20 protein-coding genes and 1 pseudogene are annotated in these 20800 nt (G+C 67.3%); 15 read left to right on the top strand and 6 right to left on the bottom strand.

Annotation, left to right across the window (positions count from 1 at the left end; all coding sequences use genetic code 11):
* The 4 genes and pseudogenes from VF649_RS13655 to VF649_RS13640 form a co-directional block, all read left to right on the top strand.
* Positions 1 to 171, top strand: a pseudogene (locus VF649_RS13655) (50S ribosomal protein L1); the annotation flags it as partial.
* A gap of 425 nt (positions 172 to 596) precedes the next feature.
* The gene (gene rplJ, locus VF649_RS13650) at positions 597 to 1112 is read left to right on the top strand and encodes a 50S ribosomal protein L10 (protein ID WP_331012505.1); all 516 of its coding nucleotides are present in this window, start codon (positions 597 to 599) and stop codon (positions 1110 to 1112) included.
* 54 nt (positions 1113 to 1166) lie between these two features.
* Complete coding sequence (rplL, locus tag VF649_RS13645) at positions 1167 to 1541, top strand: 50S ribosomal protein L7/L12 (protein WP_331012504.1); 375 nt, start codon at positions 1167 to 1169, stop codon at positions 1539 to 1541.
* A 98-nt stretch (positions 1542 to 1639) separates the two neighbouring features.
* Positions 1640 to 2053 carry a hypothetical protein gene (locus tag VF649_RS13640; RefSeq protein ID WP_331012503.1) on the top strand — a complete coding sequence of 138 codons (414 nt, stop codon included), beginning with the start codon at positions 1640 to 1642 and terminating at the stop codon, positions 2051 to 2053.
* Between the two features lie 94 nt (positions 2054 to 2147).
* Here the strand turns inward: VF649_RS13640 and VF649_RS13635 are convergent, their stop codons facing one another.
* The gene (locus VF649_RS13635) at positions 2148 to 2630 is read right to left on the bottom strand and encodes a hypothetical protein (protein WP_331012502.1); all 483 of its coding nucleotides are present in this window, start codon (positions 2628 to 2630) and stop codon (positions 2148 to 2150) included.
* 178 nt (positions 2631 to 2808) lie between these two features.
* Positions 2809 to 3816, bottom strand: a complete 1008-nt coding sequence (locus tag VF649_RS13630) for a fumarylacetoacetate hydrolase family protein (RefSeq protein WP_331012501.1) — start codon at positions 3814 to 3816, stop codon at positions 2809 to 2811.
* A 167-nt stretch (positions 3817 to 3983) separates the two neighbouring features.
* Between VF649_RS13630 and VF649_RS13625 the strand changes: the two genes are divergently transcribed.
* From VF649_RS13625 to VF649_RS13605, 5 genes are all read left to right on the top strand, one after another.
* Positions 3984 to 6068: a TonB-dependent receptor gene (locus tag VF649_RS13625; RefSeq protein WP_331012500.1), complete on the top strand. Its 2085-nt coding sequence runs from the start codon at positions 3984 to 3986 to the stop codon at positions 6066 to 6068.
* Between the two features lie 204 nt (positions 6069 to 6272).
* The gene (locus tag VF649_RS13620; protein WP_331012499.1) at positions 6273 to 7688 is read left to right on the top strand and encodes an efflux transporter outer membrane subunit; all 1416 of its coding nucleotides are present in this window, start codon (positions 6273 to 6275) and stop codon (positions 7686 to 7688) included.
* Positions 7688 to 8836 (top strand): efflux RND transporter periplasmic adaptor subunit, encoded by a 1149-nt coding sequence (locus tag VF649_RS13615; RefSeq protein WP_331012498.1) that lies wholly within the window; start codon positions 7688 to 7690, stop codon positions 8834 to 8836. The genes VF649_RS13620 and VF649_RS13615 overlap by 1 nt, the downstream gene beginning before the upstream one ends.
* Before the next feature lie 5 nt (positions 8837 to 8841).
* On the top strand, positions 8842 to 10374 hold the full coding sequence (locus tag VF649_RS13610; RefSeq protein WP_331012497.1) for a DHA2 family efflux MFS transporter permease subunit: 1533 nt from the start codon (positions 8842 to 8844) through the stop codon (positions 10372 to 10374).
* A gap of 5 nt (positions 10375 to 10379) precedes the next feature.
* A complete protein-coding gene (locus VF649_RS13605; RefSeq protein WP_414713682.1) occupies positions 10380 to 11723 on the top strand; it encodes a replication-associated recombination protein A in 1344 nt (447 codons plus the stop codon).
* An 8-nt stretch (positions 11724 to 11731) separates the two neighbouring features.
* Here VF649_RS13605 and VF649_RS13600 read toward each other — a convergent pair whose 3' ends face one another.
* Positions 11732 to 12055, bottom strand: coding sequence for a PilZ domain-containing protein (locus VF649_RS13600; RefSeq protein WP_331012496.1), 324 nt, complete (start codon positions 12053 to 12055; stop codon positions 11732 to 11734).
* 163 nt (positions 12056 to 12218) lie between these two features.
* Here VF649_RS13600 and VF649_RS13595 point away from each other — a divergent pair, with 163 nt between their 5' ends.
* Positions 12219 to 12707, top strand: a complete 489-nt coding sequence (locus tag VF649_RS13595) for a GreA/GreB family elongation factor (RefSeq protein ID WP_331012495.1) — start codon at positions 12219 to 12221, stop codon at positions 12705 to 12707.
* Positions 12708 to 12719: 12 nt separating this feature from the next.
* Here the strand turns inward: VF649_RS13595 and VF649_RS13590 are convergent, their stop codons facing one another.
* Positions 12720 to 13454, bottom strand: a complete 735-nt coding sequence (locus VF649_RS13590) for a metallophosphoesterase (RefSeq protein ID WP_331012494.1) — start codon at positions 13452 to 13454, stop codon at positions 12720 to 12722.
* Between the two features lie 149 nt (positions 13455 to 13603).
* Here VF649_RS13590 and VF649_RS13585 point away from each other — a divergent pair, with 149 nt between their 5' ends.
* Positions 13604 to 14653: a cellulase family glycosylhydrolase gene (locus tag VF649_RS13585; protein WP_331012493.1), complete on the top strand. Its 1050-nt coding sequence runs from the start codon at positions 13604 to 13606 to the stop codon at positions 14651 to 14653.
* Between the two features lie 58 nt (positions 14654 to 14711).
* On the opposite strand, the gene VF649_RS13580 is transcribed toward VF649_RS13585, so the two are convergent.
* Positions 14712 to 15521, bottom strand: coding sequence for an HAD family acid phosphatase (locus VF649_RS13580; RefSeq protein WP_331012492.1), 810 nt, complete (start codon positions 15519 to 15521; stop codon positions 14712 to 14714).
* Positions 15522 to 15691: 170 nt separating this feature from the next.
* On the opposite strand from VF649_RS13580, the gene VF649_RS13575 reads away from it, so the two are divergent.
* The 3 genes from VF649_RS13575 to VF649_RS13565 all read left to right on the top strand — a co-directional run bounded on the left by VF649_RS13575 (position 15692) and on the right by VF649_RS13565 (position 17658).
* Entirely contained in the window at positions 15692 to 17131 is a 1440-nt protein-coding gene (locus tag VF649_RS13575) for an NAD-dependent succinate-semialdehyde dehydrogenase (protein ID WP_331012491.1), read from the top strand.
* A gap of 109 nt (positions 17132 to 17240) precedes the next feature.
* Positions 17241 to 17432, top strand: coding sequence for a hypothetical protein (locus VF649_RS13570; RefSeq protein WP_331012490.1), 192 nt, complete (start codon positions 17241 to 17243; stop codon positions 17430 to 17432).
* Between the two features lie 37 nt (positions 17433 to 17469).
* Positions 17470 to 17658, top strand: a complete 189-nt coding sequence (locus tag VF649_RS13565) for a hypothetical protein (RefSeq protein WP_331012489.1) — start codon at positions 17470 to 17472, stop codon at positions 17656 to 17658.
* Positions 17659 to 17740: 82 nt separating this feature from the next.
* Here VF649_RS13565 and VF649_RS13560 read toward each other — a convergent pair whose 3' ends face one another.
* Positions 17741 to 18919: an aspartyl protease family protein gene (locus tag VF649_RS13560; RefSeq protein WP_331012488.1), complete on the bottom strand. Its 1179-nt coding sequence runs from the start codon at positions 18917 to 18919 to the stop codon at positions 17741 to 17743.
* A gap of 85 nt (positions 18920 to 19004) precedes the next feature.
* Here VF649_RS13560 and VF649_RS13555 point away from each other — a divergent pair, with 85 nt between their 5' ends.
* Positions 19005 to 20669 carry a thiamine pyrophosphate-binding protein gene (locus VF649_RS13555; protein WP_331012487.1) on the top strand — a complete coding sequence of 555 codons (1665 nt, stop codon included), beginning with the start codon at positions 19005 to 19007 and terminating at the stop codon, positions 20667 to 20669.
* Positions 20670 to 20800: the final 131 nt, after the last annotated feature.

Here is a 20800-nt window from a genome sequence, read left to right as displayed (position 1 = left end):
AAGGCCTCGTTCCCGGCGGAAGACCTGCGCGCGAACTTCGACGCGTTCGTCGATGCGATCGTGAAGGCCACGCCGGCCGGCGCCAAGGGCCAATATCTCCAGAAGGTCGCCGTGTCGTCCTCGATGGGCCCGGGCGTGAAGGTCGACGTCGCGGAAATCGCGGCGGCCTGACGGTGACGGGGCGCGCCGACGGTGCGCCCCTTGGCCGACCATCATCATCCCGACCTCACCGTCATCCCGGCGAAAGCCGGGATGGCGGGAAGCGGCGGGGTGTTGGTGGCAGCACAATGATTGTGCCGTCGGCTGGATTACGCTAAGCGCATCGCCATCGAATCATTTTCGAATTGCCGTGCCGGGTTCGCCCGGTTCGGTCAGTACCGTCCGAGACAGCGGGTGTGTCCTCCGGGGCACTTAATCTCCCGCCAAGACGGGGAAGAGTTTTGCCGTGCCTGTCCTGTCGGACGGGCCGGGTCTGCCATCGGTCCTTCGACCGATCCAGTCGCTCCCCCCACGGACAGCCGCAGGACGGCGTATCGGTCCTGTGGTGAACCGACGATCCGGATGTTCCGGATCGTCCCAGTGAACGGAGTGTAACTATGGATCGGGCTCAAAAAGCCGAACTGGTTGCCGAACTGAAGAGCATCTTCGACACGACAGAGGTCGTGGTCGTGACCAAGAATCTTGGTCTGACCGTCGCACAGTCCACTGTGCTGCGGAACAGGATGCGCGAAGCCGGTGCCAGCTATCGGGTTTCGAAGAACAAGCTCGCCCGTATCGCGCTCGAAGGCACGTCCTACGCCGATCTGTCCGACCTGCTGGTCGGCCCGACGGCGCTCAGCACATCCACCGATCCCGTGGCCCCGGCCAAGGTGATCGTGGAGTTCGCGCGGACCAACGACAAGTTGGAAATCGTGGGCGCGGTGATGGGTGGGACGCTCCTCGACGTGAATGGGGTGAAGGCGCTTGCCGAGCTTCCGTCGCTCGACGAACTGCGTGCGAGGATCGTGGGCCTGGTACAGGCACCCGCGACCAAGATCGCCCGCGTCGTCCAGGCGCCGGCCGCGCAGATTGCGCGCGTGCTCTCCGCCTATGCGGAAAAAGAAGCCGCCTGAACGCTTGGCTTTTGTTTGAACATCATGCGGGTATGACCCGCCACGGAGTATATCATGGCTGACCTGAACAAGATCGTTGAAGACCTCTCGGCGCTGACCGTCCTCGAAGCGGCCGAGCTGTCGAAGCTGCTCGAAGAGAAGTGGGGCGTTTCGGCCGCTGCTGCGGTTGCGGCTGCTCCGGCCGCCGGTGGCGCCGCCGCCCCGGCCGTCGAAGAGAAGACCGAGTTCGACGTGATCCTCACCGGCGACGGTGGCAAGAAGATCAACGTCATCAAGGAAGTCCGCGCCATCACCGGCCTGGGCCTGACCGAAGCCAAGTCGCTGGTCGAATCCGCGCCGAAGGCCGTCAAGGAAGGCGTGTCCAAGGACGAAGCCGAGAAGACCAAGGCCCAGCTGGAAGCCGCCGGCGCGACCGTCGAACTCAAGTGATTTCGGCCTTGGGCTGAAATCCTCCTCGCGAAAGCGGGGATCCAGCCCAAAGCGGGACACGAACCGGGGGGCGACCTGCAAAGGCCGCCCCCTTTTTCATGGCACCGCCTCTGGCCTTCGCACTTCGTCTGACGCACAAGCGCGGGATGTTCCGTCTCGCCCTCGCGTTACTGGCCACCGATGCCGCCCCGCCAACCGAACCGGCCAAAGCCGTTCAGACCGCGTCGGTCACCGCCAACGAAGCGCTGCGCCGCTACCGCGAACTCACCAGCGCGCTGCCGACCTGCAAGCGCGACACCGCCGACAGCGACGACGTCATCGTCTGCGCCCCCGGCCCCAAGGACCGCTTCCGCGCCTGGAACGGCGATCCGATTCCCGAACCGAAAGCCCCCCGTTACGCCCGCGACGACACCACCGGCGACCGCCGCGTCAGCGAAGGCCTGCGCGACCGCCGCTGCGACGACGGCCAATCCTTCGGCCGCTGCGGCCTGCCGAAGGAACTGCAGCGGTAGGGATCACAGGCGATGGCGCACGGTGATGAGCCGTCTGGCAGCTTTTCGTGTTGCCGCATCGCCCAACCGACCAAACCGCCCGTCGCTCAGGAGGTCATCTCCGCTGTTGGCCGATTTTTGACTCCAGGATCTGATGAAGAGCGAACGCCGACTTCGTCCAGCAGCGCAATAAGGAGGTCGTAGAAATCACCTTCTTGGAAGCGATCACGGTCATTTGCGGGACAGCGGAGTTGCTTACTATCGGTTCAAATCCTTCTCCATTCACTTTTACGCAGGCTTGGTCGACCAACCCCGAGGTTAAAGCATTATTGATTGCCCTCCTCACCATCTGGAGGTCTATGGAAGAAAGAGTTCCTGATCGCGCCTGTGGTTTTTTCAGGGCACTTGGCCATCCTTCAAAGGGCGGCGCCAGAAAGAATGTCCCGCTGCGGCTGTCAAGTAGTAGTCTTAATGGAGGAGTGAACTCCGACATTGCCACGTCCGAGGAAACGATAGCCGCATCGGCCGGCTCCCTCCCATTTGAGGGTTGATGCACCAGGGATAAGACTGCGACCACCGTTGTGTTGAAAAAGCGCAAGGCTGCATCCTTTGATCTTTGTCTTCATCCTCTGTTCCTATGCGCTTGTGAGGAATGACGGGCTCTGGTGTCGTTCGCTAGTCGCGAGAACGGCTGCAACCGGGCGGAGACGGCCATTAGGGGCAAATGAGCGCTCGTGACGCCTGCCCGCCCCTACCCTCCTCGCCGTCACCAACCCTCACCCCGCCTCGACCACCTGCTCGATCGATCCGAAGATCGAGTGGCCGTGGTGGTCTTCCATCGCGATCCGCACCACATCTCCGGCCTGGAGGAACGGCGTCGCCGCGGTGCCGGTCTGGATCGTCTCCACCGTGCGCAGTTCGGCGATGCAGCTGTAGCCGACGCCGCCGTCGGCGATGCGGCGGCCTGGGCCGCCATCGGGGCCGCGGTTCGATACCGTGCCCGATCCGACGATCGATCCCGCGCCCACGTCACGCGTCTTCGCCAGATGCGCGATCAGCACGCCGAAATCGAACGTCATGTCGGTGCCCGCGTCCGCACGGCCGAATGGTTGCCCGTTCAGGTCGACCTTCAACACGCCGGACAGCCGCCCGTCCTGCCACGCGTCGCCCAGTTCGTCCGGCGTCACGAACACCGGCGACTGGGTGGACGCGGGCTTCGACTGGACGAAGCCGAATCCCTTGGCCAGTTCGTCGGGGATCAGGCCGCGCAGCGACACGTCGTTGACCAGCCCGACCAGCCGGATCGCTGTGCGCGCGGTCGCGGCATCGGCCCCCTGCGCGACATCGCCGGTCACGACCGCGATCTCCGCCTCCAGATCATAGCCCCAGGCCGGATCGATCAGCCGGATCGGATCGCGCGGGGCCAGGAAGCGATCGGACCCGCCCTGATACATCAGCGGATCGGTCCAGAAACTGGCGGGCAGTTCGGCGCCGCGCGCCTGCCGCACCAACGCGACATGGTTCACATAGGCCGATCCGTCCGCCCATTGAAAGGCGCGCGGCAACGGCGCCGCCGCGTGGCGTTCGTGGAACCGCATCATCGGGATCACCTCATGCGCCAGGTCGGTCGCCAGATTTTCCAGCGCCGGCGCCACCCGGTCCCAATCGTCCAGCGCCGCCTGCAACGTCGGCGCAATGTGCGCGGCATCGGCGCACCAGGCCAGATCGTGGCTCACCACCACCAGCCGCCCGTCCCGTCCCGACTTCAGCGATCCCAGCTTCATGTTCGGCATCCTCTTATGATTTGACGGGAGTGTAGGGCGGTTTATCGCCCGCTGTCATCCACACATGACAAGCGCGTCATCCGTGTCGCGCCGCAACAAAATGATTTGATATGTTGTAACATCATTCGTAAGCGGGGCTCAGTCGATTTGCGAGGACATTTGCGCTCATGATTCTGTCCCTGTTTTCCGGTGCCGCGGCGTTGGCGATCGCAACCCCGCTCGCCGCAATCCCCGCCGATGACGCCGCATCCGCCCCGCCCGCCGGCAGCTTCCATGACGATACGCCCGCCAATATCGTCGTGACCGCGCCGTTCACGCGCGACGCGGATACCGCCTTGTCGGGCGTGACCGTGCTGTCCGGCGCGGATCTGGTGCGCGAAATCCGCCCGACGATCGGCGAAACACTGGCGCGCACGCCCGGCGTCTCCGCGACATCCTTCGGCCCCAACGCCTCGCGCCCGGTCCTGCGCGGGTTCCAGGGGGATCGGGTACGGGTGCTGACCGACGGCATCGGCAGCTTCGACGTATCGAACACGTCGGTCGACCACGCCGTCGTCATCAACCCGCTGACCGCCGACCGGATCGAGGTGCTCCGTGGCCCCTCGGCGCTGCTTTACGGATCGTCCGCGATCGGCGGCGTGGTCAACGTGATCGACAGCCGCATCCCGCGCCGCGTGCCGGACGAGCCGATCCATATCGACGCGCTCGCCAGCTATGGCTCTGCGGCCAACGAGCGCTCCGGCTCCGGCGCGATCGAAGCGCCGCTGCTCGGCAAGATCGTCTTCCACCTCGACGGCAGCTACACGAAGACCGGCAATCTCGACACCGGCGGCTATCTGCTCAGCCCATCACTGCGGACCCAGGCCGCCGCCAGCACCGATCCCGATATCCGCGACCTGGCCGATCTCAAGGGCACGCTTCCCAATAGCGCGGCAAAGACCTGGGAAGTTGCGGGCGGCGCCGCGATCGTCACCGATACCGGCAATCTCGGCTTTTCGGTCTCGCATTATGATAATTTCTACGGCGTGCCGGTGCGTTTCTCGCTCGATCCCGACGTCGAGGCCGAGCAGGTCCGGCTGAAGATGAAGCAGACGCGCGAAGATCTGCGCGCCGAAGTCGACACGGGCGGCGACGTCCTCGAAAAGATCCGCTTCCGCGCCGGCCATGCGGATTATCAACATGCCGAAATCGAGGAGAGCGGCGAAGTCGGCACGCGTTTCTTCAACGACAGCTACGAAGCGCGGCTGGAACTGGTCCAGAAACAGCACGGCGCGTGGCGTGGGGCGGTCGGCGGACAGATGCTGATCCGCAATTTCAACGTCGTCGGCGATGAGGCTTTCCTGCCGAAGAACGAGACACAGCAATATGGCCTGTTCACGCTCCAGGAATTCGATCTCGGCCCGTTGAAGGCGGAGGCCGGTGGCCGCTACGAACGCTCGACGCTGACCGCCGATGCCGATGCCGTCCTCGGCAATCCGTCGCTGCGCCGCAGCTATGATGCCTTCTCCGGGTCACTGGGTGCCAGCATGGCGGTGGCGGACGGCATCCGCCTTGGCCTGAACGCATCCCATACCGAACGCGCGCCCTCGGCGGAGGAACTGTTCGCCAACGGTCCGCATGCCGGCACCCAGTCGTTCGAGATCGGCAACCCGGATTTCAAGACCGAACGCAGCTGGGGGCTGGAGGCGACGGCACGCGCGAAGTTCGATCGCTTCACGCTCGACGCATCGGTGTATCATAGCTGGTTCGACAACTATATCTACGAAACCCAGACCGGCGAGGTGCGCGACGACCTGCCCGTATTCCAATATAGCCAGGCAAAGGCGCGCTATTACGGGTTCGAGGTGCAGGGCACCGCCACGCTGGCGAAGTTCGGCGACTATGACCTGCTCACCGACGCCAGCGCCGATTATGTCCATGCGCAGATCGTGGGCTCCGGCCCCGCCCCGCGCATCCCGCCGCTCCGCCTGCTGGGCGGGGTCGAACTGAAGTCACCCCGCACCTCCGGCCGGGTCGAGGTGGAATGGTCGGACAAGCAGGACCGCACCCAGCCGTTCGAAACCGACACGGACAGCTTCACGCTGGTCAACGCATCGATGACGGTGCAGCCATTCGCCACCAACCGCACGACGCTCGTCCTGTCGGCGAACAACATCTTCGATGTCGTCGCCCGCCGCCATGCGAGCTTTCTGAAGGACTATGCCCCGCTCGCCGGGCGCGACCTGCGTGCCACGATGCGCTTCACCTTCTGACCCGGTCAGCCGGCCAGATGGACGAACATACGGTAGAACAGCTGCAAGCGGCGGATCATCGGACCATCCCTGCATGGTCCCCGGCAACGCGCCGGGGTCCACATGGTCTAGCGCGCATTCGTCAACGGAACGTGACCGGCGCATGACAAAGTTGTGACGCACCGCACCATCGACCCGGACGGCAAGAACCGGTAGACGCCGCGCATGACTCGGTGGTCGCGTATCTTCCTGTGGAGTGCGATCGGCCTGCTGGCCGGATGCGCATCGATACCGGACATCCCCCCTTCCGCTAGGGAACGCACGGCCGATGCCGCGATCCTGCCGCGCACCGATGCGGCGGCCGCCTGGCCGGGCGCAGGCTGGTGGCGCGGATGGGGCGATTCGCAACTGGATGCGTTGATGGTCGAGGCGCTGGCCGGATCGCCGGACGTCGCCATGGCGGCCGCCCGCGTGCGGCAGGCGGAGGCGAATGCGCAGGAAAGCGGCGCGGCGGACCGGCTGTCGGTCACGGCGGAGGCCAGCGGCGGTGTCAACAAGCAGAGCTATAATCTTGGTATCCCGCCCGATTTCGTGCCGAAGGGATTTCAGGACACCGGCCGGCTGGCGCTGTCCGCGAACCTCGATCTCGACCTGTGGGGCCGCAACCGCGCGGCGCTGGCGGCGGCCACGTCGGAGGCGACCGCGGCACGCGTCGATGCGGACCAGGCGGCGCTGACGCTGACCACCGCGATCGCGGACGGCTATGCACGCCTCGCCATGCTCTATGCCGAACGCGACGTGGCGGATGCCGCGATCCGCGTGCGCAGCGAAAGCGGCAAACTGGTCGCCGACCGGGCAGCCAACGGGTTGGAAAACCAGGGCGAACTGCGCCAGGCCGAAGCCGACGTGCCCGCCGCCCGCGCCGATCGCAACCAGATCGACGAATCGATCGCGCAGGCGCGCAACCGGCTGGCCTTCCTGGTCGGGGCGACCCCGGATCGCGGTGCGCGCATCGCCCGCCCGACCCTGCGGATGGGCCCGCCGGCGCGCGTTCCCGCCGATGTCGGCATCGCGCTGATCGGGCGCCGTCCCGATCTGGTCGCGCGCCGCCTGCGTGCCGAAGCGGCGGCCTCGCGCATCAAGGTCGCGCGCGCCGGCTTCTATCCGGACGTCAGCCTGTCCGCGCTCATCGGCCTGCAATCGCTCGGCTTTGAAAAACTGCTCAGGACCGGCTCCTCGATCGGGTCGGCAGGACCGGCGCTGACGCTGCCGATCTTCGATGGCGGCCGGCTGCGCGCGCGCTACCGCAACGCCGCCGCCGGCTATGACGCGGCCGTCGCCGACTATGATTCGACGCTGCTTTCCGCCCTGCAGGAGGTCGCCGACGCCGCGGCCGGGCTGGACGTGATCGACGCGCGGATCACCGACCAGGCTGCGGCGTTGAAAGGGGCGGAGGGAGCCTACGCCATCGCCCGGCAACGCTATGAAGGCGGTCTTTCCGCCCGGCTCGGCGTACTGTCGGCCGAAGATCGCCTGCTGTCGCGCCGCCGCCTGCTGGTGGATGCGCAGGCCAGGGCGATGCTGCTCGACGTCGCTCTCGTCCGCGCGCTGGGCGGCGGCTACCGCGAAGGATCCCGATAATGGCCGATGCCGATCCGAACACCGCCGCGCAGGCGCGCCAGGACGATGCGCCCGCCATTGCGCCGGCGCGGCGCAAACGGCTGCTGCTGATCCTGGCGGTGGTCGTCGTTATCGGGCTGATCGGCTGGCTGATCTGGTACCTGCTGGTCGGATCGACCCGCGTCACCACCGACAATGCCTATGTCGGTGCCGACGTCGCGCAGGTGACCCCGCTGATCGCCGGCGCCGTCACCTCGGTCCGCGTCGCCGATACGCAGGCGGTGCGGCAGGGCGACATCCTGATGACGATCGACTCGTCGGATGCACGGATCGCGCTCGCCACTGCCGAGGCGTCGCTCCGCCAGGCGCGCCAGCGTTATGGCCAGACCGCGGCCACGAATGTCGCGCTGGGTGCCACCGTCGCCGCGCGCGCCGCCGATATCGCGCAATCGCGCGCAAAGCTCGACTCGGCCGCCGCCAATCTCGACCGCGCGCGGATCGATCTCGCCCGCCGACAGCGGCTTGCCCCCACCGGCGCGGTGTCCGGGGAGGAACTGACCAGCGCGACCTCCGCCTTCGCGGACGCCCGCGCCGCCTATGCCCAGGCCGCCGCGGATGTCCGCCGCGCCGCGTCCACGCGGACGTCGGCGGAAGGGGAACTGGCCGCCAACCGCGCGCTGACCAACGGCACCACGCCACGATCCAACCCGGACGTCGCGCTGGCGCAGGCCCGGCTGGATCAGGCGCGGCTCGATCTCGATCGCACCGTGATCCGCGCGCCGATCGCCGGGGTCGTCGCGCGCCGCGCGGTGCAGGTCGGGCAACGCGTTGCCGTCGGCACGCCGGCGATGACGATCGTTCCGATCGCGAACGCCTATGTCGACGCCAATTTCAAGGAAGGCCAGCTTGCCAAGGTCCGCATCGGTCAGCCCGCTGAAATCGTGTCGGATTATTATGGCGGCGACGTCGTGTTCCACGGCCGCGTGATCGGCTTTGCCGGCGGGACGGGTGCGGCTTTCTCCGTGATCCCGGCGCAGAACGCGACTGGCAACTGGATCAAGGTCGTGCAGCGCCTGCCGCTCCGGATCGCGCTTGATCCGCGTGAGCTGGCCGCGCATCCGCTGCGCGTCGGCCTGTCGATGGACGTCACCGTCCACCTGGACCGCTGACCGCCATGGCCGCCGCCGCCGACCAGCCGAAACCGCTAGGCGGGCTGACGCTCTGGGTGGTCGCGGTCGGGCTTGGTCTCGCCAATTTCACGGTCGTGCTGGACCAGACCGTCGCCAACGTCTCGGTCACGCACATCGCCGGCGGCCTCGCCATTTCGCCCACGCAAGGCACCTGGGTCATCACCAGCTATGCCGTGGCGGAGGCGATCAGCGTGCCGCTGACCGGCTGGGTCGCCAACCGCTTCGGTTCGGTGCGGACGTTCACGGTCGCCATCTGCGGCTTCTCGCTGTTCTCCATGCTGTGCGGCCTGTCGTCCAGCCTGGCGATGCTGGTTGGGTTCCGCATCCTCCAGGGTCTGTCCGGCGGTCCGCTGATGCCATTGTCGCAGGCGCTGATGCTCCGCATCTTCCCGAAGGAAAACGCGTCGGTCGGGCTCGGCATCTGGGCGATGACGACGGTCGTCGCGCCGATCCTGGGGCCGATCCTGGGCGGATCGATCAGCGACAACTGGTCCTGGCCGTGGATCTTCTACATCAACGTCCCCATCGTCGCCGTATGCCTGTCGGTGGCGGTGCCGAAACTGCGCGCGTTCGAAACGAAGACCGAACGCGTGCCGATCGACGTCATCGGCCTGGTCCTGCTCGTCACCTGGGTCGGCGCGTTCCAGGTCGTGCTGGATATCGGCCGCGAACATGACTGGTTCGCCTCCCCCGCCGTGCTGGCGGGGGCGATCGTCGCCGGGGTCATGTTCGTCGCCTTCGTGATCTGGGAACTGACCGAGAAGAACCCGATCGTCGACCTGCGCATCTTCCGGCACCGTGGCTTCACCATGAGCACGATCACGATGTCGCTGGCGTTCGGCACCTATTTCGCGACGGTCGTGCTGATCCCGCTCTGGCTGCAGGGTACACTTGGCTACACCGCTACCGATTCGGGTCATGTCACCGCGTTCACCGGCGTGTTCGCGGTCATCATGGCGCCGATCGCGGCACGGCTGATGCCGAAACTGGATGTCCGCATCCTGATCTGCTTCGGCATCGTCTGGCTAGGATCGACGTCGCTGATGCGCGCCTTCTGGACTGCGGATGCCGATTTCTGGACCTTGGCGCTGCCGCAACTGTTCCAGGGGCTCGGCATGCCCTTCTTCTTCGTCGGCATCACCACGCTGGCGCTGGGATCGGTGCTGACGCGCGAAACGACGTCGGCCGCGGGACTGCTCAGCTTCCTGCGCACGCTGTCCTCCGCCATCGCCGCCTCGATCGCGCAGACCGCCTGGGACAATCGCGAACGGCTCGACCGCAGCGATATCGTGTCGACGCTCAACGATCCCGGCGGGTTGCTGGCGCGGCTCCAGGATGGCGGCATGACGGTCGATCAATCGCGGCTGGTGCTCGACCGGCTGGTCGAAACGCAGGCCGCGACCGTTGCGGTCGATCAGATCTTTCTCGGCGCGTCCGCGGTGTTCTTCATCGCGGCGGTCGCTGTCTGGTTCGCGCCGCGCCCCAACAAGGCGGTCGACACCTCCGCCGCGCACTGACGTGGATGGCGGCCCGCCCGCCGCCGGCCTATATCGGGCGGCCCATGGACCTGTTCGCACCCGATCCCGCCCCGCTTGCCCCGGATACCGCGCCGCTGGCCGATCGCCTGCGCCCGGCGGCCTTGTCCGACGTCATCGGCCAGGATCATCTGATCGGCGCGGACGGCGCGATCGGGCGGATGGTGGCGGCTGGCCGGATGTCGTCGATGATCCTGTGGGGCCCGCCCGGCACCGGCAAGACCACGATCGCCCGGCTGCTGGCCGATGCGGTCGGCCTGCGCTACGCCGCCGTCTCGGCCGTATTTTCCGGTGTCGCCGATCTGAAGAAGATCTTTGCGGAAGCGCGCGATCATCGCCGGCTGGGGCAGCGCACCCTGCTGTTCGTGGACGAGATCCACCGTTTCAATCGGGCGCAGCAGGATGGTTTCCTGCCCTATGTCGAGGATGGGACGGTCGTGCTGGTCGGCGCCACCACCGAAAACCCCTCCTTCGAACTCAACGCCGCACTCATGAGCCGCGCGCAGGTGCTGATCCTCAACCGGCTGGATGCCGCCGCGCTCGACCGGCTGCTGGTGCGGGCGGAGGACGCGGAGGGGCGCCCGCTGCCGCTGCGGCCGGACGCGCGCGCCGCGCTGATCGCCTCGGCCGATGGCGATGGTCGCTTCCTGCTCAACGAGGCGGAGACGCTGTTCGGGATCGCGATTGCCGAACCGCTCGATCCCGCCGGCCTCGCCGCGCTGCTGCACCGGCGGATGGCGGTCTATGACAAGGACCGCGAGGGGCATTACAACCTCATCTCCGCGCTGCACAAGGCGGTGCGCGGGTCCGATCCGCAGGCTGCGCTCTACTATCTCGCCCGCATGCTGGTCGCGGGCGAGGAACCGCTGTTCCTGCTGCGCCGGCTGGTGCGGATGGCGTCGGAAGATATCGGCCTCGCCGATCCGCAGGCGCTGGTCCAATGCCTGGCGGCCAAGGACAGCTATGACTTTCTGGGGTCGCCGGAGGGCGAGTTAGCCATTGCCAACGCCTGCCTCTATCTCGCCACCGCGCCGAAATCCAACGCCGGCTATGTCGCGTGGAAGGCGGCGGCGCGCACCGCGAAGGACACCGGATCGTTGATGCCGCCGAAGCTGATCCTGAACGGTTCGACCAAGCTGATGAAGGATGTCGGCTATGGCAGCGGCTATCATTATGATCATGACCAGCCCGACGCCTTTTCCGGCGATGATTACTGGCCGGAAGAGATGACGCCGCAGACCTTCTACGAACCGACGCCACGCGGGTTCGAAGCGAAGATCGCCGAACGCCTCGCCCATTGGGATCGCCTGCGCCAGACCCGGCGCGGCTGACCCGGCGATCAGCCCGGGAGGCCGTCCGGCGCGCGTTCGGTCACGGCCGCCACGTCAGTCTCCGCAATCGCCTGGTCGAATGCGACGCCGAACCGGTGGCCGTTGATCCACCCGACGCGGCCCGATGCCTCCAGGGTCCCGCGGACCAGCGTGACCGGATCGCCCACCTTCGGCGGTTCGGCCGCATCCAGCAGCGCGCCACCGGTGGACAGGTTCAGGATATTGGCCCGGCGCGGCCCGGTTTCGGTCAGCAGGCTGGCGCCCAGCAAGGCGCGCCGCCGCCGGCTGGCCCGCGCTTCCCAGGACAGCGCCTGGCGTTGATTGGTCGACATATCGGCAAGGCCCGATCGTTGTGGAATGTCACTATACTGCCTTTGGAACGATTGCTTTTTGATGAAGACGTGCCGTTTTTGCGCGCCTATCCCAAGCACATGAGATGCGTCGATGCCGCGATCGGCGCGCCTCCCGCCCTGATCCAAGTTGGAGTTTTCGTCCATGTCCGTCGCCTTTCGTCGTGATAGCGACGAGGAACATCGCGAGCCCCGGCCGGATCTGCCAATCCCGGCCGGCCCCAATCTGGTGACTTTACGTGGGTTGGCGCGCATTACCGAACGCGCGACCTATTGGCAGAGCCGGCTGGAAACCGCGCTCCGCAGCCAGGCCGACGACGATGCCGTCAAGGAAATCCGCCGCAACCTGCGCTATTGGCAGGCCCGCCGTGCGACCGCGCAGGTGGCGCCGGTCGCAGATGGCGGCGTGGTGGCGTTCGGCACGCGCGTGACGCTGATCCGGGATGACGGCTGCCAGCAGCTGATCGATCTGGTGGGTGACGACGAGGCCGATCCGGGCGAGGGTCGCATCGCATTCGGATCGCCACTGGCGCGCGCGATCATGGGGTTGATGGCGGGGGAAACCGCGACGATCCGCGGCGGCGGCAAAACCGCCGAGATCGAGGTCGCCGCGATCACTCCGATCCCCGACTGAGCGGCAAGCCGGTCAGGCGAAGATTCGCGGCCTCACCGTCAACGCGCCGTCCTGCACGATCAGTTCGTTGAAGGACGGTCGGCTGGTGCGGAGCCGTTCGGACAGCGTGCCCGCGCCGATCAGGCGCACCGTCCGCGTTCCGACCGGATGCAGGACATCGAACGGGTCGTGGACATGCCCGCTCAGCACCGCGTCGGCGCCCGCCTCCGCCAGTGCCGCCAGCGCCGCCGGGCCACCCGCGGTGCGGGCTTCGCCATGAACATGCGTCCCGTCCACCAAGGGATGGTGGCAGGCGACGATCGCCATCACGCCCGGCGGGCGGCCCCGAAGCTGTGCGATCGCCCGGCTGAGGCCGCTGCGGCTGACGCGGCCATGCGACCAGTTCAACCGCCACTGGAACCGCGCCGTGGTTTTCAGCGGCACGAGGATCACGCCCTTCAGGTCCAGCGGCCGTTCCAGCGCGCGTTCGACGGCATGGTATCGGCGATAGGGCGCCAGCATCCGCATCAGCGGATTGTGATAGGTGATGTCGTGATTGCCCGGTTCCACCGTCACCGGCACACCCAACCGCTCCAGCCACACCCGCGCCGCGGCATATTCGCTGGACCGCGCGCGCATCGTCAGGTCGCCCGTACAGACCACCGCGTCCGGCTTCTCCGCATGGACCAGGGCTTCGAACCAGTTGAGCGCCGGGCCGTCGGCACGACCGAAATGCAGGTCGGAAACATGGAATAGCCGTATCGTCATGCGGCCTCAAAAGCACGCAAGCGCGCTTAAGTTCCGAAACATGCCGTTTGCCCGTGGCTGGCATCGAATTCCTGTTTCATGATTCGTTAACCGAGATTAGGGCACAGCGCCCGTGACTTAACGGCGCGATCAACGTGGGTGGGACAATGATGGAACGGTGGACTCCGGAGGCCGCGCATGCCTGGTTCGATGCGCAACCCTGGCAGGTCGGGTGCAATTTCACGCCCGCCTATGCGATCAACCAGCTTGAGATGTGGCAGTCCGAGACTTTCGACCTCGCCGCGATCGAAACCGAATTGCGGCTGGCCTCGTCGCTCGGCATGAACGCGGTCCGCGTCTATCTGCACGATCTGCTGTGGATGCAGGACGCGCCGGGCTTCGCGAATCGGATCGACCAGTTCCTGGACGCCACCGACCGCAACGGCATCCGCACGATGCTGGTGCTGTTCGATTCGTGCTGGGATCCCGAACCGGCGCTGGGACCGCAACGTGCGCCGCGCGCCGGCGTCCACAACAGCGGCTGGGTGCAATCGCCCGGCATGCCCGCGCTGGCGGATCGCAGCCAGCATGACCGGCTGGAATCCTATGTCCGCGGTATCGTCGGCCGGTTCGCGAACGATCGCCGCGTGCTGGCATGGGATATCTGGAACGAACCCGACAACGGACCCGAAGTCGCGCTGTGCGATCCGGCGATGCTGAAGGCGAAGGCCGATCTCGTGGTACCGCTGATGGTATCCGCGTTCGACTGGGCGCGCAGCTGCGCCCCGGTTCAGCCGCTCACCAGCGGTATCTGGCTGGGCGACTGGTCGGCCCCCGATCTGCTCAGCCCGATCCAACGGGCGCAGACCGGCCTCTCCGATGTCATTTCGTTCCACAATTACGGCACGGCGGAGGATTTCGTCACCCGCGTCAAATGGCTGAAGGCGATGGGCCGTCCGCTGCTCTGCACCGAATATATGGCGCGGCCAGCCGGCAGCACGTTCCAGACGATCCTGCCTCCCGCCAAGGAACTGGGCGTCGGCACCTTTTGCTGGGGTCTGGTCCGCGGCAAGACCCAGACGCATCTGCCGTGGGAGAATTGGGAAAGCCCGATCGCGGATCTGCCCAAGGATACCTGGTTCCACGACATCTTCGACGAAGCCGGCGTGCCCCATGACCCGACCGAGGTCGAGTTCCTGCGGATGCTGAGCGCCGTCTGACGCTTCGTCCGCACCCGTCCGCGCCGATCCCCCTCGGTGCGGGCGGGCGGGTTGCCCGTCATTCCGGATCGCGCCAGCGCCGGTCGCGCGGGAATACATCGTCATAACCGCCGGCCAGCCCGCTGCCATAGACCGGGTTCGGCAGCAGGAACCAGCCGCGCCCCCACCGGGCGGCGACGTCCGCCGCCTGCACCGCCGCCCGGCGTGCCGCGGGTGATCCCGCAAAACGATCCGCAAAGTCGCCCAGCTGATCGCCGACCATCGCCACCACGCACCAGCGCTGCGCGATCAGCGCCCGCCGCGCATCCTTGCCGGACCCCGGTCCCGCATCGCCCTTCAGGAACAGCGTCTCTCCGTGCGCGGCCGGCCCCAGCCCCGCGCCTTCGATCGCGGCCTGGCTGAAACGCGCCGTCGCGGCGCTGCGGTTGGAATTGAAGATCACGGTCACGCCCAGCGCGCGGATCGCGGCCAGGGCGTCGGCCGCGCCCGGCACCGGCGCCACCGCCCGCATACCCGTGCGTTCCCACCGTTCCCAGCGCGCCGCATCATAGGGCTTGCCCGTCGCCGCGTCGGCATATTCGTAACCCAGGTTCAGCAGCACGGTTTCGTCGACGTCCAGCACGATCGCGCGTAGCCTGGCCCCGCACGGCGGCGCACCTTCCACCACCGACACCGCCGGTCGGCCCGCCTGCGCACGCACATAGTCGGTCAGGGCGGCATAGGCCTGCCGGCTGATCGCCGCCGCCTCCCCCGATCCATATAGATATTGCATGCCCGCCGGCACCGCCGCAACGGGCGCCGCAAGCGCCGACCCCGGCGCGCGAACGGGTGCGCGCGATACCGTCGTGCAGGCGGAAAGCGCGATCATGCCCATTCCCAGGATGCCTAATGGCGGGTGCCGCTGGGTCATGCGTCCGCCGCTCCGATCCGGTTGTTCATCGTCGCCGGAATAGGCCGCGTGTGCGACACCGGTCAACGCCGCCACGGTGACAGCCCCGCCGCGTCATGGCATGGGCGGCGGAAACAGGAGATAGTGCGATGGCCACCCCCTACGATACGACGCTCGGGCTCTATATCGGCGGACGCTGGATCAGCGGTGAAGGCCGCGATACGCATGTGGTGCTCAATCCCGCGACCGGTGCGCCGCTGGCCGAACTGCCGCTGGCCACCGCGGCCGATCTGGATGAAGCGCTTGCCGCCACCGAACGCGGCTTTGCCGCGTGGCGCGCCACCGCGCCGGAGGTTCGCGCCGCCATCCTGCAGAAAACCGCGGTCCTGCTGCGTGAACGCATGGATCGGATCGCGCGCATCGCCACCGCCGAACAGGGCAAGATCCTGGCCGAAGCCAAGGGCGAGGTCGCCTTTGCCGCCGCGCTGCTCGATTTTCACGCGGGTGAGGCGCTGCGCATCTATGGCCGCGTGCTGCCGCGCTCCGGCGGCGCGCGCTCGCTGGTGCTGCACCAGCCGGTCGGCCCGGTCGCGGCCTTCTGCGCCTGGAACTTCCCGGTGATGAACGTCGTGCGCAAGATCGCGCCCGCACTGGCCGCCGGCTGCTCGATCATCATCAAGCCGTCGGAGGAAACCGCCGGCTCCGCGGTCGAGGTGCTGCGCTGCTTCCAGGATGCCGGGTTGCCGGGCGACGTCGCGCAATGCGTGTTCGGCGTGCCGGACATGGTTTCGCGCCAGCTGCTCGCCTCGCCCGCCACGCGCAAGCTCAGCTTCACCGGCTCGGTGCCGGTCGGCAAGCATCTGATGAAGCTGGCGGCGGACACGATGATGAAGACCACGATGGAACTGGGCGGTCACGGCCCGGTGCTGGTGTTCGACGATTGCGATCTCGACAAGACGCTCGACCTGCTGGTCGCGCACAAGTTCCGCAACGCCGGCCAGGTCTGCATCGCGCCGACGCGCTTCCATGTGCAGGAAGGGATTTACGACGCGTTTGCCGCCGGCTTCGCGACACGCACGCAGGCACTTGCGATGGGCGACGGCATGGACGCCGGCAGCCAGATGGGACCGATGGCCAACCCCCGCCGGCCCGAAGCGATCGCGGCGATGGTCGATGACGCGGTCGGCGCCGGTGCCCGCCTGCTCGCGGGGGGCGCGGGCGGCGACGGCGGGAACGGCTTCTTCTACCGTCCGACCGTCCTGGCCGACGTGCCGCTCACCGCGCGGGCGATGAATGACGAGCCGTTCGGGCCGGTGGCGCTGCTGCGGCCGTTTGCCACGCTGGACGACGCGATCGAACAGGCCAACCGCCTGCCCTACGGGCTTGCCGCCTATTGCTTCACCGAAAACGGGCGCCGCCAAAATCTGCTCGGCGATGCCATCGACGCCGGTATGGTCGCGATCAACAGTGTCCGGCTCAGCTATCCGGACAGCCCGTTCGGCGGCATGAAGGACAGCGGCCATGGTTCGGAAGACGGGCCGGAAGGCGTTCAGGCCCATCTGGTGACCAAAACCGTGCACATGTCCTGACGCCCAGGTCTATCACTGTAATCCAGAAAAACGATCTTTCGCCTGCTGGTCGATCGGTATGTATGTTGATAATCATGTTACGACGATGCTGATTTGAGGCGGGATGATCATGCCGGGTTCTGCGATATCTGACGACTGCACGGTCACGGGTACGTCCGGTACGGTCGTCATCGTCGCACCCGGCATGGCGGCCATATCGCTCAGTCCCCGGCGGGCCGTGGAAATCTCAAATCGCCTGCTCGAAGCCGCGGCGATCGCCAATGGTCAGCCGGCGTGGACCCGCGATAGCCGATCGGCCTGAATGCTGATATGCCGTCCCTGCATCTGCTGGGAATCGCATGACAAAACATACTGACGACGCACCCGGCCGCCGCGGCTTCCTGTTATGCGCGCTGGTCGTGCTGGCGATTATCGCGACCGTCGTCGTGGCGGTCCTGGCCTATCGCCAGTCCCCCGGTGCCCCACCGCGCGGCAGCGAAGCGCTGCCGTCGCAGGCCGCCGAACAGTCCGGCGCGGTGCCGCACTAATCTTCGTCCCCCTCCGCCGCCGGCCGGGGCGATCGATTGAAACGCCGGCAATCCGTATGGACGCCGCACCCGGGGACCCGGTTCAAAGATAGTCGGCGGGCGTCAATCGTTTCTCCATCCGCGTCCCGCCGCGATCGATGCCCAGCATGATCGCGCTGCCGCGCGGCCCGTTGATCCGGCGCAGCGCGTCCGCAAAGCCGGGCGGATCCACGATCCGGTCGCCGACGGCAATCCCCGCCGCTGCCGCCGGGCTGCCCGTTCCCACGCTGGACACGGTCACCGCGCCGCGGGCATCGCGATCGATCCACAGGCCGCTTCCGCCATATCGCTCCGGCGGCACCGGCTGATGGTTGCGCCGCACCCACAACCGGCTGGCACGCACGTCGGTCAACAGGTTCAGCAACATGATGTTCGGCAGTCCCATGATGCCGTCGGCATTCCAGCCATGCGTCGCCTCGCCCGGATCCATCACGGTCACCAGCGGCCGTTCCAGCTGCAACGGACCCAGTTCGAGCCGTTCGGCACGCACCATCCGGGCCAGCCGCGCGGATCGCCCGCCGAACCCGCTGATATGGACCGGCGCGAACGGCCGTCCTTCGAACATCCGGCTTCGCGCCGCGCCCACCGGAAACAGCAGCACGCCGCGCGGCGCACCGGTATCCAGCAACAGGCGATAGGGACGCCCGTCAATCTGCGCGGTGACGTAGATCTTTTCGGACCCGCCGGTCCGGTCCGGCCGGGTGATGGCGGAGGGCACGGCCACAAAGCCGTCGCGCACCGCGCCTCCGCCCGGCCACACCCGCCAGGTCCCCGTGTCGAAATCCAGCTCGCAATCATGCGCCGTCACCAGCCCCGCCGCGAACAGCCCGGCGGCGTCCGCCGGGATGCCGCGTCCGAAGTCATAGGTGTCGAACATCATGTCGTCCTGCCGCGCGGCGCCGCCCAGCACCACCGTCTTGGCGCGGACGATGCCGGTATCGGCCTGATTCTTGCCCAACCCGACCACTCGGCTGCCGCCCAGCCGTTGCAGCTTCAGCCGGTCCACCTGCTCCGGGCGAATGAAATTGCCGCCCGCCCCCGTGTCGATCACGAACAACAGCGGGTCGCTGCCGTTGACGGACGCGGCCAGCCACAGCCGCTCGTCTTCCAGCATGATCTTCGCGACCAGGGGATCGGTCGCGGCCCGCCCCGGACCTGCCGCCAGGATCACGGCGCCGGAGCCCAGCCCCGCCAGCATCGTTCTACGATCGAACCTGTTCATGCCACGCAGGCTAAGCCCACGTCATGACAGGAGCAAGTCGGTTTCCCGCCTTCACCCGTCCGCCGGGACCGGCTATGCCGCGGGAATGACATCCACTCCTTCCCGCACCGGTGGCCGCATCCTGGTCGATCAGCTTGTCGCGCAGGGGTGCGAACGCATCTTCTGCGTGCCGGGGGAAAGCTATCTGGCGGTGCTGGACGCGCTGCACGACGTGCCCGCCATCGATCTGGTGGTCGCGCGGCAGGAGGGCGGCGTCGGCTTCATGGCGGCGGCGGATGGCGCAATGACGCAGCGGCCGGGCATTGCCTTCGTCACGCGCGGCCCCGGCGCCACCAACGCGTCGATCGGCGTGCATGTCGCGATGCAGGATTCGGTGCCGATGATCCTGTTCATCGGCGATGTCGCCCGCGGCGATCGCGATCGGGAGGCGTTTCAGGAACTGGATCTGGTCGCCATGTTCCGCCCCCTGTCGAAATGGGCGGCGCGGATCGACGATGCCGCGCGCATCCCCGAATATGTCGCACGCGCTTATGCCACGGCGATGTCCGGCCGGCCGGGCCCGGTGGTGCTGACCTTGCCGGAAGACATGCTGTGCGACGTCGTCCAGGCCGTCGATCGGCCGCACGTCATCCGCCCGCCGCAGCCGGTCGACGCGCTGGCAATGAACACGCTGGTCGATCTGCTGCGGGATGCCGCCGCGCCGGTCGCGATCGTGGGGGGTGCCGACTGGGATGCGGCGACCGCCGCCTATTTTGCGGCTTGGGCCACGCGGATCGGCCTGCCGGTCGCGGCGGCGTTCCGGCGGCAGGATGCGATCGCCAATGACTGCCCGGTCTATGCCGGCACGCTCGGCTATGGCCCCAATCCGAAGCTGGTCGAACGGGTCCGCCAGGCCGACCTGCTGATCGTGGTCGGCCCGCGACTGGGCGAGGCGACGACCGACGGCTATACGCTGATCACGCCGGATCATCCGGGACAGATCCTGGTCCACATCCATCCCGATCCGGCCGAATTGAGCAGCGTCTATCGTACCGATCTGGCGATCTGCGCCGACTGCCACGACTTTGCCGAAACCGCCGCCGGCTGGGACGACGACCTGCTGGAATTCGCCGACGGGGCGGAAGCGCATGCACAATGGGAGGCGTGGGCAACCCCCGCCCCGTCCGGCGCGACGCTCGATCTGGGGCTGTGCGTCGCCGCGATGCGCGCGGTCCTGCCGGGTGACAGCATCCTGTGCAACGGGGCGGGCAATTTCTCCGGCTGGTGGCACCGCTACTGGCGGTACCAGGGTCCGACCGCGCAACTTGCCCCCACCGCCGGCGCCATGGGCTATGGCCTGCCCGCCGGGATCGCCGCGGCGCTCCGCCATCCCGATCGCCAGGTGATCGTGATCGCGGGTGACGGCGATTTCCTGATGAATGGCCAGGAACTGGCGACCGCGGCCGCCACCGGCTGCCGCCTGCTGATCCTGGTGGTCGACAATGGCAGCTATGGTACGATCCGCATGCACCAGGAACGGCGTTACCCCACCCGTATCTCCGGCACCGATCTCGCCAACCCCGACTTCGCCGCCCTTGCCCGCGCGTTCGGCGCGTGGAGCACGACCGTCACCCGCACGGAGGATTTCGCCGCGGCGCTGGACGAGGCGCGGGTCCAGCCCGGCGTCGCGCTGCTCCACCTGAAAACCGATGTCGAACAGATCGGCCCGGCGGTGACGGTTTCCGCCCTGCGGGCACTGGCGCCCGCGTAGCCGTTGCCGGCCCACGGTTCGGTCCGGGCGGGTCAAAGACGTATGCGGTGGATAGCGGAGCGCACGCCCGGTTCATCACCCGTTCGGTTCGAGCTTGTCGAGAACCCTCCACGATGTTCTCGACAGGCTCG

The sequence above is a fragment of the Sphingomonas sp. genome, from assembly GCF_036387535.1.
Classification (GTDB): Bacteria; Pseudomonadota; Alphaproteobacteria; order Sphingomonadales; family Sphingomonadaceae; genus Sphingomonas_R.
This window is presented reverse-complemented; position numbering and strand designations above follow the sequence as displayed.

Excerpts from the sequence above, each read along its gene's own strand:
- rplJ (WP_331012505.1), top strand. The coding sequence starts at position 597 with ATGGATCGGGCTCAAAAAGCCGAACTGGTTGCCGAACTGAAGAGCATC.
- rplL (WP_331012504.1), top strand. The coding sequence starts at position 1,167 with ATGGCTGACCTGAACAAGATCGTTGAAGACCTCTCGGCGCTGACCGTC.
- VF649_RS13640 (WP_331012503.1), top strand. The coding sequence starts at position 1,640 with ATGGCACCGCCTCTGGCCTTCGCACTTCGTCTGACGCACAAGCGCGGG.
- VF649_RS13630 (WP_331012501.1), bottom strand. The coding sequence starts at position 3,816 with ATGAAGCTGGGATCGCTGAAGTCGGGACGGGACGGGCGGCTGGTGGTG.
- VF649_RS13625 (WP_331012500.1), top strand. The coding sequence starts at position 3,984 with ATGATTCTGTCCCTGTTTTCCGGTGCCGCGGCGTTGGCGATCGCAACC.
- VF649_RS13620 (WP_331012499.1), top strand. The coding sequence starts at position 6,273 with ATGACTCGGTGGTCGCGTATCTTCCTGTGGAGTGCGATCGGCCTGCTG.
- VF649_RS13615 (WP_331012498.1), top strand. The coding sequence starts at position 7,688 with ATGGCCGATGCCGATCCGAACACCGCCGCGCAGGCGCGCCAGGACGAT.
- VF649_RS13610 (WP_331012497.1), top strand. The coding sequence starts at position 8,842 with ATGGCCGCCGCCGCCGACCAGCCGAAACCGCTAGGCGGGCTGACGCTC.
- VF649_RS13605 (WP_414713682.1), top strand. The coding sequence starts at position 10,380 with ATGGCGGCCCGCCCGCCGCCGGCCTATATCGGGCGGCCCATGGACCTG.
- VF649_RS13600 (WP_331012496.1), bottom strand. The coding sequence starts at position 12,055 with ATGTCGACCAATCAACGCCAGGCGCTGTCCTGGGAAGCGCGGGCCAGC.
- VF649_RS13595 (WP_331012495.1), top strand. The coding sequence starts at position 12,219 with ATGTCCGTCGCCTTTCGTCGTGATAGCGACGAGGAACATCGCGAGCCC.
- VF649_RS13590 (WP_331012494.1), bottom strand. The coding sequence starts at position 13,454 with ATGACGATACGGCTATTCCATGTTTCCGACCTGCATTTCGGTCGTGCC.
- VF649_RS13585 (WP_331012493.1), top strand. The coding sequence starts at position 13,604 with ATGGAACGGTGGACTCCGGAGGCCGCGCATGCCTGGTTCGATGCGCAA.
- VF649_RS13580 (WP_331012492.1), bottom strand. The coding sequence starts at position 15,521 with ATGATCGCGCTTTCCGCCTGCACGACGGTATCGCGCGCACCCGTTCGC.
- VF649_RS13575 (WP_331012491.1), top strand. The coding sequence starts at position 15,692 with ATGGCCACCCCCTACGATACGACGCTCGGGCTCTATATCGGCGGACGC.
- VF649_RS13570 (WP_331012490.1), top strand. The coding sequence starts at position 17,241 with ATGCCGGGTTCTGCGATATCTGACGACTGCACGGTCACGGGTACGTCC.
- VF649_RS13565 (WP_331012489.1), top strand. The coding sequence starts at position 17,470 with ATGACAAAACATACTGACGACGCACCCGGCCGCCGCGGCTTCCTGTTA.
- VF649_RS13560 (WP_331012488.1), bottom strand. The coding sequence starts at position 18,919 with ATGAACAGGTTCGATCGTAGAACGATGCTGGCGGGGCTGGGCTCCGGC.
- VF649_RS13555 (WP_331012487.1), top strand. The coding sequence starts at position 19,005 with ATGACATCCACTCCTTCCCGCACCGGTGGCCGCATCCTGGTCGATCAG.